Genomic DNA, 15911 nt, shown 5'->3' with positions numbered 1-15911 from the left:
GTGGTCGTCTCCCCGGTACGAACATCGATCAGCCACGCCAACGCATCCTGACGGGTCTCACTGGTCGGTGCGACCTCCGTCATCACCCGAGCGTGGTCCGCACCCAGCGTCCCCGCGACCAGGCGTTCCCGGGTGACCGGGAGCGCGGTGGTCAGGCGGCGCGCGATCGTCATGTCCTTCCTCGCGGTCGAGGACGACACACCCTCACGTACCCGCAGCCAGGTCGTGAACGCCCGCGCCATCCCACCCGACCGCCACGACCCCTCAGCCTCGATCCGAGGCAGGAGGGTGAACCGCACCCCGTCCAACCGGCCCGTCACCCGACGAATCCGCGTATGCGCCTGCGTCAACCGCGTGATGCTCGGCGCGTCCCACCCGTCCAACACCTCCGCACCGGTCAGACCAGCGAGGTCACCGACCGCCGCCTCGATCCGGGCCAACGCCTCCTCGACCGAGTCCGCGGGCGGCAGACCACCGGGCATGTTGTTCGTCGACTGCACCACCGGCCACCACCACCCCCCACCCCGTCGTCGTCCGCTTGATCTCTTGTTGTTCGCTGACACCATTGTCTCGAACATTCGTATGGCATGCGAGTACGATCTGAAATCTGTGGATAACTCTTCACGACCCTCATCGAGATGCCTACGGGGCCCTCCGGAAGTCCCGCTGGTAAGGGCGTCCGCACTGAGGACTTGGAGAGGATCGACCAGGTGCGATCGCCGCGCTTCCTGGGGGTACGCGCGCAGTCCGCTCACGAGCCAGAACACGTCCGCCGTCGAACTTCGCGAGACGTGGGCGCGGGAAGACTGGCGCCGTGGAGCTCGCGGCGGTCCGGCCAAGCTGACGAAGCCAACCGAGGACGGTGCTGTGTGCGTGGACGCGCAGGGCCGGATGGCGCAGGATGGTGGGCCGAGGTCCGCCGACGGGTGAAACGACCGGCCGCCCGGCGGCACACGCACTAGCCTGATCCGCAGGGCCGCCCGCTTCCTCGTAGTGGTTCCTCTTGGCGGCCCGCCCGTGGAGATCCTCCCGTGGAGGTCCGTCGTGGCGACAGGAGAAGTGATGGCGAACCTGACGGTCATCGAGCGATCGCCCGACCCCGAGACGCACGACCCGGGGCGCGGGTGGCCGTCCATCGCGGAGTGGATCCGCACGCTGGGCCAGAGCCGCCTGGGCGCGCTCCTGCTGCTGCTCGGGACGGTCGCGGCGATCGTCTGGGCCAATGCCTCGTTCGCCTCGTACACCGAGTTCTGGGACACGCACCTCAACCTGGGCGTGGGCGACTTCCAGGTCGAGTTCACGCTGCACGCCCTGGTCAACGACGCGCTGATGGCGTTGTTCTTCTTCACCGTGGGCCTGGAGGTGCGGCGGGAGTTCGCGATCGGCGAGCTCACCAGCTGGTCCCGGGCCGTGGTCCCGGTGGTGGCCGCCGTCGCGGGGCTCGTCGTCCCCGCCGTCCTCTACGTGCTCATCAGCCAGGGGTCGGGCTGGGAGCAGGCGTGGGGAGTCGTCATCTCGACGGACACGGCGTTCGTCGTCGGCGCGCTCGCGCTCCTCGGCCCGCGGGCGCCCGGCAGGCTCCGCGTCTTCCTCCTGGCTCTCGCTGTGGTCGACGACATCGGCGCCCTGACGATCATCGCGCTTGTCTACACCGAGAGCTTCGATCCGCTCCCGCTGCTGGTCGCGGCGGTGGGCCTGGCCGGCGTCTACCTCACGCGGTACGTGCCGAGCGGGCGCGGGCCGATCTACGCCACGCTCTCGATCATCGTCTGGCTCGCGTTCCTGGCGTCGGGCGTGCACCCGACGCTGGCCGGCGTCGCCATCGCGCTCCTGGTGCCGGTGTACCGGCCCAGCCGACGCGACGTCGAGCACGCCCTGACCCTCGCGCGCACGTTCCGGCAGTCGCCGAACAGCGACTACGCACGGGCCGCGGCGAACAGCCTGCGCGAGTCCATCTCGATCAACGAGCGGCTGCAGTCCGCCTACGCCCCGTACGTGGCCTACGTGATCCTGCCCCTCTTCGCGCTCGCGAACGCGGGCGTCCAGATCAATCCCGAGATCCTGGCGGCTGCGTCGGGCTCGGCAGTGACCTGGGGGATCGTGGTGGGTCTTGTCGTCGGGAAGTTCGTCGGCGTGCTGGGATCGGGTGCCGTCATGCGGGTCCTGCGGATCGGGGACCTGGGGCCGGGGCTAACGCTTGACCGGCTCGCCGGAGGCGGCGCGCTGTGCGGCATCGGCTTCACGATCTCCCTGTTCATCGTCGACCTCGCGATCGACGACCCGGCGATCCAGAACCAGGCCCGCGTGGGCGTGCTCTCCGCATCGGTCGTCGCGTTCCTGCTCGCCGCCGTGATCTTCAAGGTCGCGGACCGCGTGCACCCGGCGAAGGAGGCCGGGGCCACGCTGCTCCGGCCGGTCGACCCCGCGCGGGACCACGTGTACGGCCCGGCCGACGCGCCGTTCACGCTGGTCGAGTACGGCGACTTCCAGTGCGGGTTCTGCTCGAAGGCGTCGGGCGCGATCCAGGAGGTGCACCGCGAGCTCGGCGACCGGCTCCGGTACGTCTGGCGGCACGCGCCGCTCGACCGGTACCACCCGAACGCCGTCGCGGCGGCCGAGGCGTCGGAGGCCGCCGCGTTGCAGGGCAAGTTCTTCGACATGGAGCGGAGCCTGCTGCTCGACCAGGAGAACCAGCTCCCCTCGGACATCGTCCGGCGGGCGGAGGAGCTCGGGCTCGACGTCGAGCGGTTCGAGCGGGACCTTGTGTCCCCGGAGGTGGCCGGGCGCGTCCGGGACGACGTGCTCGACGCCGAGGCGATGGAGATCACCGCCGTCCCGACGTTCTTCGTGAACGGGCGCAGGCACACCGGGCCGTACGACGCGCAGTCGCTGATCCGCGCCCTGGAGAGCACGACGGCGGTGCGGGCGACCTAGCCTGACCGCCCGAGCCCGGCGTCGCGCGCGAGCACGATCGCCTGGCCGCGCTCGGACAGGTTCAGCTTCGCCAGGATCATGGAGACGTTGTTGGCCACCGTCTTGGGCGAGAGGAACAACGCGTGGCCGATCTCGACGTTCGTGAGGCCGGCGGCGAGCTTGTCGAGGATCAGCCGCTCGCGCTCCGTGAGCTCGGGGAACGACGCCGCGGAGCTGGCGGGGCCGCCCGCGAACAAGGTTCGCAGGCGCTGCGCGAGGGCAGCGCCGAACACGGCCTGGCCGGCCGCGGCGGAGTGCACGGCCGCAAGGATGTCCTCCCCGTCGGCGCCCTTGAGGAGGTAGCCGACGGCGCCGGCGGCTATCGCCGCATGGACCGTGCCGTCGTCCTCGAACATCGTCAGCACCAGTACCGCGGTGCCGGGCCGCGCCGCGAGGATCTGCCGGGTGGCCTCGAGGCCCGACAGCTCCGGCAGCTGCAGATCCATCACCACGACATCGGGCTCGGTATCGACGACGAGCTCCACCGCGGCCCGGCCGTCGGCGGCCTGCCCGACGACGGCGACGCCCGCGTCCGAGGCGAGGACGGCCTCGAGCCCCTGCCGGACGAGCTGGTGGTCGTCGACGATGACGACGCGAATGGTTTCCTCGGCCGTCATGCCTTCGTCTCCGCGCGCGGTGGCCCTGCTTGCGGTGGCTCTGTTCGGGGTGGCTCTGCTCGCGGCGCCGCCGCCAGCGGGAACACGGCCCGGAGACGGCCGCCCGCTTCGGTGGGTCCGATCTCCAGCGTCCCGCCGAGCTCGGACACCCGCTCGCGCATCGCGACGGTGCCGACGCCTGGCGCCCACGGCAGGCCGGACGGGCCGTCGTCCACGACCTCCACGACGGCGTTCCCGTCGGCGACGTCGAGCCGGATCCGGCAGGCGCGCGCCCCGGCGTGGCGGACCACGTTGGTCACGCCCTCGACAGCGATGCGGAACAAGGCGACCTCCACCGCGGCGGGCAGCGGCGGCAGGTCGTGGTCGCTCTCGACCGCGACGTCGACGGTGCTGCCGTCCGCCATCCGGCGCACGTGCGCGGTGATCGCCCCGACCACACCGAGGTCGTCCAGCGCGGGCGGGCGGAGGGAGTAGACGACCGTGCGCAGGTCGGCGATGGCCTGGCTGGAGGCGTCCTTGGCGCGGGCGAGGAGCGCGAGCGGATCGCCGTCGCCGGCCGTCAGCCGGGTTCGCAGGGCGTCGAGGTTGAGCCCGATGCCGGTCAGGAGCGGGCCCAGGCCGTCGTGGAGGTCGCGGCGCAGCTTGCGCCGCTCCTCCTCGCGCGCCTCGACAAGGCGTTGCCGGGAAGCCACCAGGTCGACCGTGAGCGCCTCTGCGTGCACGGCGGCACCCGCCTGCCGCGCCAGGTCGGCCAGCACGGCGCGGTCGCGCGCGTCCAGCGTGGACTCCCCGGCGCGCGGTGCGGCCACGAGGATGCCGACGGGCGTGCCCTGGGACATGAGCGGCCAGCGGCCGAGCTCGGTGTCTGCGCCCGCGTCGGCGTCCACGTCCGCGTCTGCGTCCACGTCCGCGTCCGCGTCCGCGTCTGCGTCTGCGTCTGCGTCTGCGCCCGCGTTCGTGCCCCCGCCCGCGTCCGCGTTCACGTCCGTGCCCGCGTCCGTGCCCGCGTCCGTGCCCGCGTCCCCGATCACGTCCCCGATCACGTCCGCGGGCTTCCGTTTGCCGTGCTGGGCCAGCACCGAGCCGTCCCCCGGCCGCTCGATCGCGACATAGGGCAGCCGGAGCGAGTCCGCGACCGCGGTGACCACGGTCTTCAGGACCTCGCCCGGCGCGGCGACGGCGTCGAGGCGCCGACTGAGGTCGCGCAAGGCGCGGTGCGGATCGCTGCGGTGGCCGTAGAAGAACTCGTCGACCAGGTGCTGGCTGCGGCGCAGCGCCGGCCCGAAGACGAGCGCCGCGACCACGGCGGCGGTCACCAGCCCGACCCGCTCACCCTGGAGCGCCGTGACACCGGCCGCCGACGCGGCGAAGATGCCGGCGACCAGGACCGTCACGAGCAGGTAGGCCGCAGACCTCCGGATGACGTTGTCGATGGCCCACAGCCGGTAGCGCAGGATCGGGATGACCAGCGTGACGGTGAACAGGAGCCCGTCCGCCAGGTTCACCGCGAGGGGCAGCGTCTCGGTGGCGGCGAGGGGGAACAGGGCGAGCGAGAGCACCACGCCGTACGCACGCCACCGGAGCTGGTCGCGTTCGACGCCGGTGGCCTTCCAGGCCAGGCGGACGATCCGGAGCCCGGCGACGATCCCCACCAGGATCACGAGCGGGATGGCCGCGGTGAGCAGCATCGCGGCCTCCCCGACGACGGTCCCGCTCGTCAGCGGGTTGCCGATGGTCGTCGTCGTGCCGTCGACGCGGTCGAGGTCGAGCGACCAGTCGCCGAGCAGCCCCCCGGCCAGGCCGAGCGCGATCCCCGCGACGAGCAGCCGGTTCAGCACCCGGCCGAACCGCGACGTGACCCGGCCGCTCGGGAACCTGACGTTCACCAGGCCCTGGACCGCTACCGGCAGGAACTGCACGGTGGCCAGCAGGCAGCCGTACTCGAGCAGCGGGCTGTCCGCCCCGCGGCTGAGGGCGGCGTACGACTGCGAGGCGACCGCCAGCCCGACCGCGACGACCGCGGCGCAGCCCGAGAGCAGCCAGCCGAACGGGAGATCGGGACGGCGCGCGACGAGGAACGCGCCGACGAGCGCGTACGGCACGACGTAGGCGAGCGTCGTCGCGATCTCGGCCACCTGGTCGCGGGGGGCGGCGTCCGACGTCGCGAGCGCGGCAACCGTGACGCCCACCCCGACGACGGCGACGGCCAGCAGCAGGCCCGCCGCCGGCACCGGATGGGTGCGCGGTGACCAGGTGCGCTCGCTCAGGGTGCCGGTCACGATGCCTCAACCCTGACCGGTCACGGGTGTACCCGCAATGGAGCGGGGTTCCCGGGTATCGGGAGGTTGTCCCGGGGACGCGGGAACCTCCGGTGAGCCTTGACCCTGTCCGCGGGAACGGCCGGCGCCCGACGATCAGGTCGTCAGTGCTCGCCCGTCCAGATCAGTGCTCGCCCGTCCAAGGAGGACCCCATGATTCCCACCACCGAGCCCCCGCTCCCCACCGGCCCCGCGCCCGCCGTCGGCCCCGTGCGGGCCAGGCCGTTGCGTGACACCCGCGGCTTCTGGCGCATCCTGCTCGCGATCATCCTGCCGCTGCCGATGCTCGCCAAGGGCGTCTACTACCTGCTGACCCCCGCGGCGGGCGACCTCAGCTTCGAGGAGTCCGTGACCGAGCTCGCCGCCCACACCGAGCTCCTGGAGACCCTGAAGTGGCTGGACGCGGTGTTCGTGGTCACGCTCATCCCCGCCACCATCGCGGTCGCCTGGGTCGCCCGGCGCGGCGCCCCGCGGCTGACCGCTGTCGGCGCCGCCGTCGCCCTGTCCGGCTTCCTGGTCGGCATCGCACTGCTCGGCGGGGTGGAGACCCCGGCCCTGGTCACCGTCCAGCACGACCTCGACGTGACCTCGATGGCCGCCCTGGACGACGCGCTGCACCAGGAGCCCCTGCTCGGCGTCGCCTCGCTGATGTTCGTCGTCGGCATCGTCTTCGGGCTGGGGCTGCTCGGCGTCGCGTTGCAGCGGGGCCGGTACGTCCCTGCCTGGGTGGGGATCGCCGTCCTGGTCGGCGGTGTCACGCATCCCTTCATTCCCCACCACGTTGGCCAGGGCATCGGCCTACTCGTCGCCGCGGCCGGGTTCACCGGCGTCGGCGTCGCCCTCCTGCGGATGACCAACGACGAGTTCGACCTGCCCGCCGCCAGACGAGTCGAGTGAGTCGCGTGACCGGCCCCTTGGTCGTGGGCGCCACCGTCGCGCCTACGCGTCCGTCACAGGTGCGACGGACACGCAGGCGCGACGGTGGCGCCCACGACCAAGGGACGGGCTCCGGGTCAGCCCTTGACCGAGCCCGACATCAGGCCGCCCACGAAGTACTTGCCGAGGATGATGTACACGATCAGCGTCGGCAGCGACGCGAACAAGGCACCCGCCATGGAGACGCCGTAGTTCTGCAGCAGCGCGCCGTTGGCGAGGTTGTTCAGCGCCACGGTGACGGGGCCGTTCTGGGACGACGAGAAGAACACGGCGAACAGGAAGTCGTTCCAGGCCGAGGTGAACTGCCAGATGAGCACCACGACGAAGCTCGGGATCGAGAGCGGCAGCACGATCGACCAGTAGGTCCGCAGCATGCCCGCGCCGTCGACGCGCCCGGCCTCGATCAGCTCGTGCGGCACCGTCGTGTAGTAGTTGCGGAAGATCAGCGTCGTGATCGGTATGCCGTAGACCACGTGCAGCAGGATCAGCGTCGGCACGCCGCTCGGCAGGCCCAGGTTCAGGACGAGCTGGGTGAGCGGGATCATCACTGCCTGGTAGGGGATGAACATCCCGAACAGGATCACGGTGAAGACGATGTCCGCGCCGCGGAAGCTCCACCGGGCCAGCACGAACCCGTTCAGCGACCCGAGGAACGCCGAGATGATCGAGCTGGGCACCACCACCGCGATGGTGCGCAGGATCGAGGGCGACAGGGCGGTCCACGCCGTCTGCCAGTTCTCGAGGGTCCAGAGCTGGGGCAGGGCCCAGGCGCGGCTCGGGTCGGCGTCGCCAGTGCCCTTGAAGCTGGTCACCAGCAGCACGTACACCGGGATCAGGACGACGATCAGGAAGAAGATCAGCGCCAGGTACTTCAGGGTGCGGGCCATGGAGTACCGGCCCGTCCGCAGGGTCGGCGGGACGGCCGCCGGGCGGTGCGCGGTGAGCTGTTCGGCGGCGGCGGTCATTGCTTCTCCTCGCGGTTCGTGCGGATCAGGTACGGCACGATGACGATCGCGACGATGATCAGCAGGATCGAGCCGACGGCGGCGGCGTTCGCGTAGTCGAAGCTCGACTTGAACACGAACATGTCGACGGCCGGAACCTTGGTCTGGTAGTTCGCCGGCTTGGAGATCGACATGATGAGGTCGAACGCCTTGAGCGACATGTGGCCGATGATGATCAGCGCGGAGAGCGCGACCGGCGACAGCTGCGGGAACAGGACGTGCCGGTACAGCTTCCACTCGGAGGCGCCGTCCATCCGGGCGGCCTCGCGCAGCTCGTCGGGGATGCCGCGGAACCCGGCGAGGAACAGCGCCATCACGTAGCCGGAGAGCTGCCAGATCGCGGGGATGGCGATGGCGATGATGCCGAAGGTGACGTTGTTCCACCAGTTGTTCTGCAGGGCGTCGAGCCCGACCATCTGGAACAGCCGGTTGAGGCCGGACGCCTGCTCGTCCTGGTTGGAGTTGAGCAGCCAGCGCCACACCACACCCGAGGCGACGAACGAGACCGCCATCGGGAAGAGGTAGACCGAGCGGAAGATCCCCTCGCCCTTCATGGGCTTCTCGAGCATCCAGGCCCACAGGAAGCCCATGACCATGGTCCCGGCGAGGAACACGACCGTGTACAGGACGAGGTTCATCAGCGAGTGCTGGAAGTCCTCGCTCGCCAGCAGGTCGATGTAGTTCGTGAACCACACGACGACGGCCGGCTTCTGTCCGGTGGCCTGCGCGGCCGTGTGGTTGTCCGTCAGGGACGTGGTGAAGTTGGCGACGATCAGCCCGTAGACGAAGACGCCGACGAGGATCAGGGACGGGGCGAGCATCAGGAGCGGTGGTCCGACTCGCCGCAGTTTCTTGAGCATGTGGGTACCTCAGGTGGGCCGGTGGCCGGCTTGTGGTGGGCAGGCGGTGGGCGCAGCCGCGCGCCGTCGGGGTTGGCCCGACGGCGCGCGACGTACGGCGGTGTGCGTCACGCCGGAGCGGTCGGCACGGGTGGTCAGCCCTGCGCGGCAGCAGCCAGCTCGGACTGGAACCCGGCGAGGTCGGACGCGCCGGTGGTGAACTTGCTCGTGGCGTCCGAGATGGCGTTCAGCGTGGCGACCGGGGTCGCCGCACCGTGCGCCAGCGAGGACACGATCGTGTCGTTCGCGAACGAGTCGATGGCGGTCTGCTGGTACTCCGAGAAGTCAGCAGGGTCGGCGTCGGTCCGGGCCGGGATGGAGCCCTTCGCCTTGTTGAACGCGACCTGGCCCTCCAGCGAGCCGACGGTCTCCAGCCATGCCTTCGCGCCGTCGGGGTCGGGGGCGCCTACCGGCAGGGTGAACGAGTCGGCCAGGAAGTCGAACGTCCCGTCGGTGCCCGCAACCGGGGCCGCCGTGAAGTCCGTGCCGAGCACCTTGTCCTGCTCCTCGAACGCCGCGACAGCCCAGTCGCCCATGACGTTGAAGGCCGCGCCGCCGTCGATGACCATCTGGGTCGCCTCGGGCCAGTCGAGACCGTCGCGGTCCTCGTTGGTGTAGCCGATGAGCGTCTCGAAGTTCTCGAGCGCGCTCGTGACCTCCGCGCTCTCCCAGTCGGTGGTGCCGTCCCACAGGCCGCTGTACGCGTCCGCGCCCAGGCTGGCGAGCAGCACCGTCTCGAGCAGGTGGACCTGCGTCCAGGTGGTGCCGACGGACAGCGCCGTGACGCCGGCCTTGTCGAGCTTGTCGAGGTCGGCCATCCACGCGTCGAGGTCCGCGTACTCGGCCTCGGGGTCGATGCCGTTGTCCTCGAGCACCGTCGGGTTGGCCCAGACGACGTTCGCGCGGTGGATGTTCGACGGGATCGAGTAGATCGCGCCGTCCTCGGTGGAGAGCCGGTCGACCAGGTCGGCCGGGAAGACGTCCGTCAGGCCGAACTCGTCGTAGAGGTCGGAGACGTCCTCGATCTGTGCGGCGTCGATATAGTCCTGCAGCTCGAGGCCGGCGTGGGCCTGGAACGTGTCCGGCGGGTCCTGCGCCTGCAGACGGGTCTGCAGCAGGTCCTTGGCAGCGGAGCCCGCGCCACCGGCGACGGCGCCGTTGACGAACTCGATGTCGGGGTGCTGCTCGTCGAACACGCCGACCATCGCGTCGAGACCGGCCTTCTCGGAACCCGCGGCCCACCAGGTGAACACCTCGACCTGCTCGCCGCCGCCCTCGCCGCCGTCGTCACCGCTCGTGTCGCCGCCGCCGCACGCGGCAAGCGTGAGACCGAGCACAGCGGCTGTCGCCACCGTCGCGGTCATCCTCCGGTTCACTCGCATCTGGGGTCCCTCAACCTTCCTCGGTCGCTGGAGCACCGACCCGGGAAGTCGTCGTACGCGGCGAAGGCTAAGTCTCTTCGCGCTCAGGACGACGTCGTTCCTGTGACCGGCCGGGCGCGCCTGTACGCCCGTGAACCCGGGTCCTATCGAACGGCCCGAGGTCCTTGGTGTCAAGAAATGAACGCAAGCGTCGCTCGATCGTGACCTGAACGTTCAGTTTGTGTATCCAAACCCGTCATTCCAGGCCGGAGCACGCCGGAAGGCGGTTACCCTGGGCGCTGTGCGCGCGGATCGGGTAACACCGGGTTCGCAGACCTCACTGCGTGAGGCCAACCGAGCCCGGATCGTGAGCGCCGTCCAGCAGCGTGGGTCGCTCACGCAGATCGAGCTGGCCGGCGTCACAGGGCTGTCCCCGGCCACCATCTCGAACATCGTCAAGGAGCTCACTGTCGCGGGCGTGCTGCACACCGCACAGTCCACGCGCAACGGCCGCCGGGCGCTGCAGGTCACCCTCGCGCGCAACCTCGGCGTGGTCGCGGGCATCCGGTTCGGCATGCGCTCGCTCAGCGTCGCGCTCGCCGACGCGTCGATGCGGGTCCTGGCCGAGCAGCACATGCCGCTCGCCCCCGACCACCGGGCCGACGCCGGCCTGCAGCGCACGGCGATGCTGGTCAGGGAGATGATGGAGTCGGTGGACGCCGACCCGTCCGAGCTGCTCGCCGTCGGCGTCGGGGTGCCTGCACCCGTCGACATCCGCACCGGTCAGGTCGTCACCGTCGGGATGATGCGCGGCTGGGACGGCGTGCACGTCGACGAGATCCTCGGGGCCGAGCTCGACGTCCCCGTGACCGCGGACAACGACTCGACGCTCGCCGCGATCGCGGAGGCCCGGTTCGGCGCGGGCGCAGGCCACGACTCGGTCGCCTACATCCGCGTCTCCCACGGTGTGGGCGGCGGGCTCGTCCTCGGCGGCCGGGCCGTGCACGGCCGGTCCGGGGTGGCCGGCGAGATCGGGCACGTGTCCGTCGACGAGTACGGTCCCGTCTGCCGCTGCGGCAACCGCGGCTGCCTGGAGATGCTGGTCGGCGCGTCCAGCCTGCTCGCCATGCTCCCGCCCGAGGCGGGGCACCTCACCCTCGCGGACCTGGTGGCCCGGGCGCGCGACGGCGACGCCGGGTCCCGCCGCGTCGTGTTCGACGCCGGACGGCACCTCGGCGTGGCGCTGGCCAACCTGTGCAACCTCGTCGACCCCGACGTCGTTGTGATCGGCGGTCAGCTCGCCGAGGCCGGGGACCTGCTCCTCGAACCGCTGCGCACCTCGCTCGGCCAGCGCATCGTCGCGACGTCGCGCGGTCCGGTCGACGTGGTGCCCTCCGCCCTGGGAGCCGACGCCGGCGTCCGCGGCGCCCTGGCCGCGGCCCTGGACCAGGCGCGGATGTTCGGCTCCCTGGGAGTGGGCTCATGACCACACGTGCTCGATGGCGGGGGAGGCGGGCGGTGGCGGCAGCCGGGCTCGCGCTCGTGCTCGGGCTCGCCGCCTGCAGCCCCGTGGACCCGGACGGGCCGGCGGGGGCTGAGGGGGCCGCCCACGAGGGGACGATAGGGCTGCTGCTGCCCGAGGCGCAGACCGCGCGCTACGAGGCGTCGGACCGCCCCACGTTCGTGTCCGTCGTGGACCGCCGGTGCCCGGGCTGCACCGTGCTGTACGCCAACGCGGGGCAGGACGCCGCCGCCCAGCTCCAGCAGGCGGAGTCGATGCTCGCCCAGGGCGCCGACGTCCTGGTGCTCGACGCCGTCGACACCATCGCCGCCGCCGGGATCGTCGTGCAGGCCGAGCGGCTGGGAGCCAAGGTGATCGCCTACGATCGGTTCTTGGAGGGTGCGGACTACTACGTCTCGTACGACTTCGAGTTCATCGGCTTCCTCCTGGGCTCCGCCCTGGTCGGCGCCGTCATGGAAAGAGCAGAAGAAAGTGCCGACGGCGGGCGACCCGGGGTACTGCTGGTGCACGGTTCCGCGACCGAGCCCAACGCGCTCGCGATCGCGGCCGGCACCCGCCGCGCCCTCGAGGGAGAGGACATCGACGTGCTCGCCGAGTACTACACACCCGACTGGAGCCCGGACAAGGCGACCGAGTGGGTCGAGGCCATGCTCACCCGGTTCCCGGGGCAGGTCGACGGCATGCTCGCCGCCAACGACGGCATAGCAGGCGGTGCGATCGCCGCGGCGAAGGCCGCGGGCCTCGACCCCGTGCCGATCACCACCGGCCAGGACGGCGAGCTCTCCGCGGTACAGCGGATCCTCGCGGGCGACCAGTACATGACCGTCTACAAGGCGACCGACCAGCAGGCCCAGACGGCCGCGGAGCTCGCCGTGCGCGTCCTGCGCGGCGAGGAGCCGCGCACCACCGCCGTCATCGGCGGCGTCCCCACCCAGCTCCTGGCGCCGCGCGCCGTGGGCGCCGCCGACGTCGAGCACGTGATCGTGGACGGGCGCGTGTACTCCACGGACGAGATCTGCGTGCCCGCCTACGAGGCCGCGTGCGAGCGCGCGGGGCTGATCGGGCCGGACGCCGACGCCGCGCCGGGCAACTTGTCCGGCAACCTGTCCGGCAACTTGTCCGGCAACCTGTCCGGCGCCGCGCCCGCGACCCTGGGGGAGGCGGTTCGATGAGCGACCCGGTGCTGTCCCTGCGGGGTGTCTCCAAGCGGTTCGGCGGCGTGCGCGCCCTGGTCGACGTGGACGCCGACGTGCACGAGCACGAGGTGCTCGCCGTCGTCGGCGACAACGGGGCGGGCAAGTCCACGCTCGCGGGCGTCCTTGCCGGAGCCCATCGGCCCGACGCCGGCCAGGTCCTGCTCGACGGGCGCCCCGTGGTGCTGGACTCGCCCGCCGCGGCGCGGGCCCTCGGTATCGCCGCCGTGTTCCAGGAGCTGGCGCTCGTGGACGACCTGGACGTCGTCGAGAACCTGTTCCTCGGGCACGAGACGGTGCGCGGGCCACTGCTCGACGAGGTGGCCATGGAGCGCGAGGCGTGGCGCCTGCTCGACCAGCTCGCGGCCAGCGTGCCCACCGTGCGCGACCCGGTCCGCACCCTGTCCGGCGGGCAGCGCCAGGTCGTCGCCGTGGCCCGGGCGCTGCTCGGCTCGCCGCGCGTGGTGATCCTCGACGAGCCGACGGCGTCCCTCGGCGTGCGCCAGACCGCCGAGGTGCTCAACCTCATCGTCCGGCTGCGCGAGCGCGGGCACGCCGTCGTCCTGGTCAGCCACCAGGCCGGCGACCTGCAGGCCGTCGCCGACCGCATCCTCGTGCTGCGGCTCGGCCGCGTGCACGACGTGTTCGACGGCGACGCGTCCTACGAGGACCTGCTCGCCGCCATGACGGGCGCCGTGCGGCCGGGGGCCAAGCCCGCCGGCGCGCAGAAGTCCGGCGGGCAACAGCCCGGCACGCAGCAGCCCGGCACCGAGCGGCCCAGCGGTCAGCCCGGCCCGACCCGGGCGGTGCGCCGATGACCGCCCCGGCGAACGCACAGGCCGGCGCCCCCGGCGCCGGGCTCTCGGGCGCGGGCCTGCCCGGCGCCGTCTGGCAGCGGGTGCGCGGCGGCAACAGCCTGCTCCCGATCGTCGTCGCGCTCGTCGGCATCTGGATCGTGCTCGGCGCGGTCAACCCCGCGTTCCTGGCCCCCGAGAACCTCGTCAACCTCACGCTGCAGAGCGCGCCCGTCGGCGTCATCGCGCTCGGCGTGGTGCTGGTGCTCCTGGTCGGCCAGATCGACCTCTCCGTGGGATCGGTCAGCGGGCTCGCGGCCGCCGTCGTCGCCGTCGGCTCGGTGACCCTCGGGTGGCCGGTGGCGCTGGCGATCCTCGCCGCGCTGGCCTGCGGGGTGGTGGTCGGGCTGGGGTACGGCGCGCTCTCGACGCGGCTCGGGCTGCCCAGCTTCGTGTTCACCCTGGCCGGGCTGCTGTTCCTGGCGGGAGTGCAGCTGCGCGTGCTCGGCCCGCTGGGGTCGATCAACCTGCCGTTCGAGTCCTGGTTCGTGCTCTCGGTCCAGCAGGGCTTCCTGCCGACGGGCGTCGCCTGGGCGCTGGTCGCCGTCGTCGTGGTCGCCACCGCGGCCGTGCGGGTGGCGGCCCGGGCCCGACGCCGTCGGGCGGACCTCGCCTCCGCGAGCGTGCCGCAGATCGTGGTGCGGACGCTCGTCCTGGCCGCGGTGCTGTCCGCGATAGTGGCCTACCTGGGCACGGCGCGCGGGATCGGGTACTCGGTGGTGCTCTTCGCGCTGCTCGTCGTGGTCACGGACGTGCTGCTGCGCCGCACGCGGTGGGGGCGGTCGGTGCGCGCCGTGGGCGGCGACCGGCGGGCGGCGATGCTCGCCGGGGTGCCCGTGCAGCGCACGGTGGTGCTCTGCTTCGTCGCGTGCTCGACCCTGGCCGCGCTCGGCGGCGTGCTCGCGGCGGGTCGGCTCGGCGCCGCGAACCAGGGGACCGGCGGAGCCGACACCTACCTCGTGGCGATCGCCGCGGCCGTCATCGGCGGAACCAGCCTGTTCGGCGGCCGCGGCAGCGCGTGGTCGGCGGTGCTCGGGGTGCTGGTCATCCAGTCCATCGCCAACGGGCTCACGCTGATGAACGTGGACCAGGCGGCGCGGTACATGGTGACCGGGGCGGTCCTGCTGCTGGCCATCATCATCGACATGCTGGTGCGCAAGCGAAGGGAGGCCTGACGTGATGCGTCGTCCGACGCTGGCGGTGGTCGCCCAGGCCGCCGGGGTGAGCCTGAAGACGGCGTCCCGGGTGCTCAACGGTGAGCCCAACGTGGCGACGGCCACCCGCGAGCGGGTGCAGGACGCGGCCGCCTCGCTCGGCTTCCGGCGCAACGCGGTGGCGGCCGACCTCGCGCGGGGCGGCTTCTCCAGGCTGGTCGGGTTCATCACGGGCGACCTGGCCAACCAGTTCTACTCCGCGCTGGCCAGCGGCATCGAGCGGGAGCTGCGGGAGCACGGGCTGCAGCTGCTGACGGCGTCGTCCGACGAGGACCCCGAGCGCGAGGGGTCGCTCACGGGCGAGCTGCTCGAGCGCCGGGTCGGCGCCCTGATCGTCACCCCGGCCGGGGCGGACCACTCGGCGCTGCGGGGCGAGATCGCCGCCGGGCTGCCGGTGGTCGTCGTGGACCGCCCGGCGGCCGGGATGGACGTCGACACGGTGGTCATCGACAACCGCGGCGGCACGCGGGCCGCCACCCGGCACCTGCTCGCCCACGGGCACCGCCGCATCGCGTTCGTCGGCGACGAGCCCCACCTGTGGACCTACCAGGAGCGCAGCGACGAGTTCCTTGCCACCATGCGCGACGCCGGTGTGTCCGACGCGCAGCGGCTGGTCCGGTCCGGCGCCCACTCGGCCGCCGCCGCCCGGGACCTGATGGTCGAGCTGCTCGCGGTGCCGGATCCCCCCACGGCGGTGCTGGCCGCGAACAACCGGGCAACTGTCGGCACGCTCCAGGCGCTGCGGGACGCTCCGGGCGGCGCGGGGGGCGCGGGGGGCGCGGGGGGCCGTAACGACATCGCCGTGGTGGGCTTCGACGACTTCGAGCTGGCCGACCTGCTGGGCATCACGGTGGTGGCCTACGACGCCGTCGAGATGGGCCGGCGTGCCGCCGAGCTGGCCGTCGCGCGGTCCGCGGACCCTGACCGGACCGTTGAGCTCGTGGTCGTGCCGACCCGGGTGGTCACCCGGGGCAGCGGGGAGCGCAGACCCCGTTGACACCGGGCCTGGCCTGGACCTAC

General features: G+C 72.2%; 13 protein-coding genes. 7 read left to right on the top strand and 6 right to left on the bottom strand.

Annotation, left to right across the window (positions count from 1 at the left end; translation table 11 throughout):
- The coding region (locus C8K30_RS18325) for a DUF222 domain-containing protein (RefSeq protein WP_146197522.1) at nucleotides 1–503 on the bottom strand (503 nt) is incomplete at its 3' end.
- 559 nt (nucleotides 504–1062) lie between these two features.
- On the opposite strand from C8K30_RS18325, the gene nhaA reads away from it, so the two are divergent.
- On the top strand, nucleotides 1063–2934 hold the full coding sequence (nhaA, locus tag C8K30_RS18320; RefSeq protein ID WP_199230555.1) for a Na+/H+ antiporter NhaA: 1872 nt from the start codon (nucleotides 1063–1065) through the stop codon (nucleotides 2932–2934).
- Here nhaA and C8K30_RS18315 read toward each other — a convergent pair.
- Together C8K30_RS18315 and C8K30_RS18310 are read right to left on the bottom strand one after the other, a co-directional pair.
- The gene (locus tag C8K30_RS18315; protein WP_108494308.1) at nucleotides 2931–3590 is read right to left on the bottom strand and encodes a response regulator transcription factor; all 660 of its coding nucleotides are present in this window, start codon (nucleotides 3588–3590) and stop codon (nucleotides 2931–2933) included. The genes nhaA and C8K30_RS18315 overlap by 4 nt on opposite strands.
- The gene (locus tag C8K30_RS18310) at nucleotides 3587–5869 is read right to left on the bottom strand and encodes a sensor histidine kinase (RefSeq protein ID WP_108494307.1); all 2283 of its coding nucleotides are present in this window, start codon (nucleotides 5867–5869) and stop codon (nucleotides 3587–3589) included. Before C8K30_RS18310 ends, C8K30_RS18315 begins: the two co-directional genes overlap by 4 nt.
- A gap of 192 nt (nucleotides 5870–6061) precedes the next feature.
- Between C8K30_RS18310 and C8K30_RS18305 the strand changes: the two genes are divergently transcribed.
- Nucleotides 6062–6805, top strand: coding sequence for a hypothetical protein (locus C8K30_RS18305; protein WP_108494306.1), 744 nt, complete (start codon nucleotides 6062–6064; stop codon nucleotides 6803–6805).
- A 116-nt stretch (nucleotides 6806–6921) separates the two neighbouring features.
- On the opposite strand, the gene C8K30_RS18300 is transcribed toward C8K30_RS18305, so the two are convergent.
- The 3 genes from C8K30_RS18300 to C8K30_RS18290 form a co-directional block, all read right to left on the bottom strand.
- On the bottom strand, nucleotides 6922–7809 hold the full coding sequence (locus C8K30_RS18300; RefSeq protein WP_108494305.1) for a carbohydrate ABC transporter permease: 888 nt from the start codon (nucleotides 7807–7809) through the stop codon (nucleotides 6922–6924).
- Nucleotides 7806–8708: a carbohydrate ABC transporter permease gene (locus C8K30_RS18295; protein WP_108494304.1), complete on the bottom strand. Its 903-nt coding sequence runs from the start codon at nucleotides 8706–8708 to the stop codon at nucleotides 7806–7808. The genes C8K30_RS18300 and C8K30_RS18295 overlap by 4 nt, the downstream gene beginning before the upstream one ends.
- Before the next feature lie 134 nt (nucleotides 8709–8842).
- Nucleotides 8843–10129 (bottom strand): ABC transporter substrate-binding protein, encoded by a 1287-nt coding sequence (locus C8K30_RS18290; protein WP_369940398.1) that lies wholly within the window; start codon nucleotides 10127–10129, stop codon nucleotides 8843–8845.
- A gap of 346 nt (nucleotides 10130–10475) precedes the next feature.
- Here C8K30_RS18290 and C8K30_RS18285 point away from each other — a divergent pair, with 346 nt between their 5' ends.
- Genes C8K30_RS18285 through C8K30_RS18265 form a run of 5 tightly spaced genes read left to right on the top strand, consistent with a single transcriptional unit; the run spans nucleotide 10476 to nucleotide 15888 of the window.
- Entirely contained in the window at nucleotides 10476–11594 is a 1119-nt protein-coding gene (locus C8K30_RS18285) for an ROK family transcriptional regulator (protein ID WP_199230554.1), read from the top strand.
- Nucleotides 11591–12802, top strand: coding sequence for a substrate-binding domain-containing protein (locus tag C8K30_RS18280; protein ID WP_108494302.1), 1212 nt, complete (start codon nucleotides 11591–11593; stop codon nucleotides 12800–12802). Before C8K30_RS18285 ends, C8K30_RS18280 begins: the two co-directional genes overlap by 4 nt.
- Entirely contained in the window at nucleotides 12799–13641 is an 843-nt protein-coding gene (locus C8K30_RS18275; protein ID WP_233257259.1) for an ATP-binding cassette domain-containing protein, read from the top strand. Before C8K30_RS18280 ends, C8K30_RS18275 begins: the two co-directional genes overlap by 4 nt.
- The gene (locus C8K30_RS18270; RefSeq protein WP_199230553.1) at nucleotides 13638–14852 is read left to right on the top strand and encodes a sugar ABC transporter permease; all 1215 of its coding nucleotides are present in this window, start codon (nucleotides 13638–13640) and stop codon (nucleotides 14850–14852) included. The genes C8K30_RS18275 and C8K30_RS18270 overlap by 4 nt, the downstream gene beginning before the upstream one ends.
- A gap of 4 nt (nucleotides 14853–14856) precedes the next feature.
- The gene (locus C8K30_RS18265) at nucleotides 14857–15888 is read left to right on the top strand and encodes a LacI family DNA-binding transcriptional regulator (RefSeq protein WP_108494365.1); all 1032 of its coding nucleotides are present in this window, start codon (nucleotides 14857–14859) and stop codon (nucleotides 15886–15888) included.
- The last annotated feature ends 23 nt before the right edge of the window (nucleotides 15889–15911 follow it).

The sequence above is a fragment of the Promicromonospora sp. AC04 genome, from assembly GCF_003058225.1.
Lineage (GTDB): Bacteria > Actinomycetota > Actinomycetes > Actinomycetales > Cellulomonadaceae > Promicromonospora.
The sequence above is the reverse complement of the archived record's forward strand: the minus strand, read 5'-3'. Positions and strand labels throughout refer to the sequence as shown.

What these genes read in the sequence shown, in the direction of transcription:
- C8K30_RS18315 (WP_108494308.1), bottom strand. Translation starts at nt 3,590, where the DNA reads ATGACGGCCGAGGAAACCATTCGCGTCGTCATCGTCGACGACCACCAG.
- C8K30_RS18265 (WP_108494365.1), top strand. Translation starts at nt 14,857, where the DNA reads ATGCGTCGTCCGACGCTGGCGGTGGTCGCCCAGGCCGCCGGGGTGAGC.
- C8K30_RS18305 (WP_108494306.1), top strand. Translation starts at nt 6,062, where the DNA reads ATGATTCCCACCACCGAGCCCCCGCTCCCCACCGGCCCCGCGCCCGCC.
- C8K30_RS18290 (WP_369940398.1), bottom strand. Translation starts at nt 10,129, where the DNA reads ATGCGAGTGAACCGGAGGATGACCGCGACGGTGGCGACAGCCGCTGTG.
- C8K30_RS18295 (WP_108494304.1), bottom strand. Translation starts at nt 8,708, where the DNA reads ATGCTCAAGAAACTGCGGCGAGTCGGACCACCGCTCCTGATGCTCGCC.
- C8K30_RS18300 (WP_108494305.1), bottom strand. Translation starts at nt 7,809, where the DNA reads ATGACCGCCGCCGCCGAACAGCTCACCGCGCACCGCCCGGCGGCCGTC.
- C8K30_RS18270 (WP_199230553.1), top strand. Translation starts at nt 13,638, where the DNA reads ATGACCGCCCCGGCGAACGCACAGGCCGGCGCCCCCGGCGCCGGGCTC.
- C8K30_RS18280 (WP_108494302.1), top strand. Translation starts at nt 11,591, where the DNA reads ATGACCACACGTGCTCGATGGCGGGGGAGGCGGGCGGTGGCGGCAGCC.
- C8K30_RS18275 (WP_233257259.1), top strand. Translation starts at nt 12,799, where the DNA reads ATGAGCGACCCGGTGCTGTCCCTGCGGGGTGTCTCCAAGCGGTTCGGC.
- nhaA (WP_199230555.1), top strand. Translation starts at nt 1,063, where the DNA reads ATGGCGAACCTGACGGTCATCGAGCGATCGCCCGACCCCGAGACGCAC.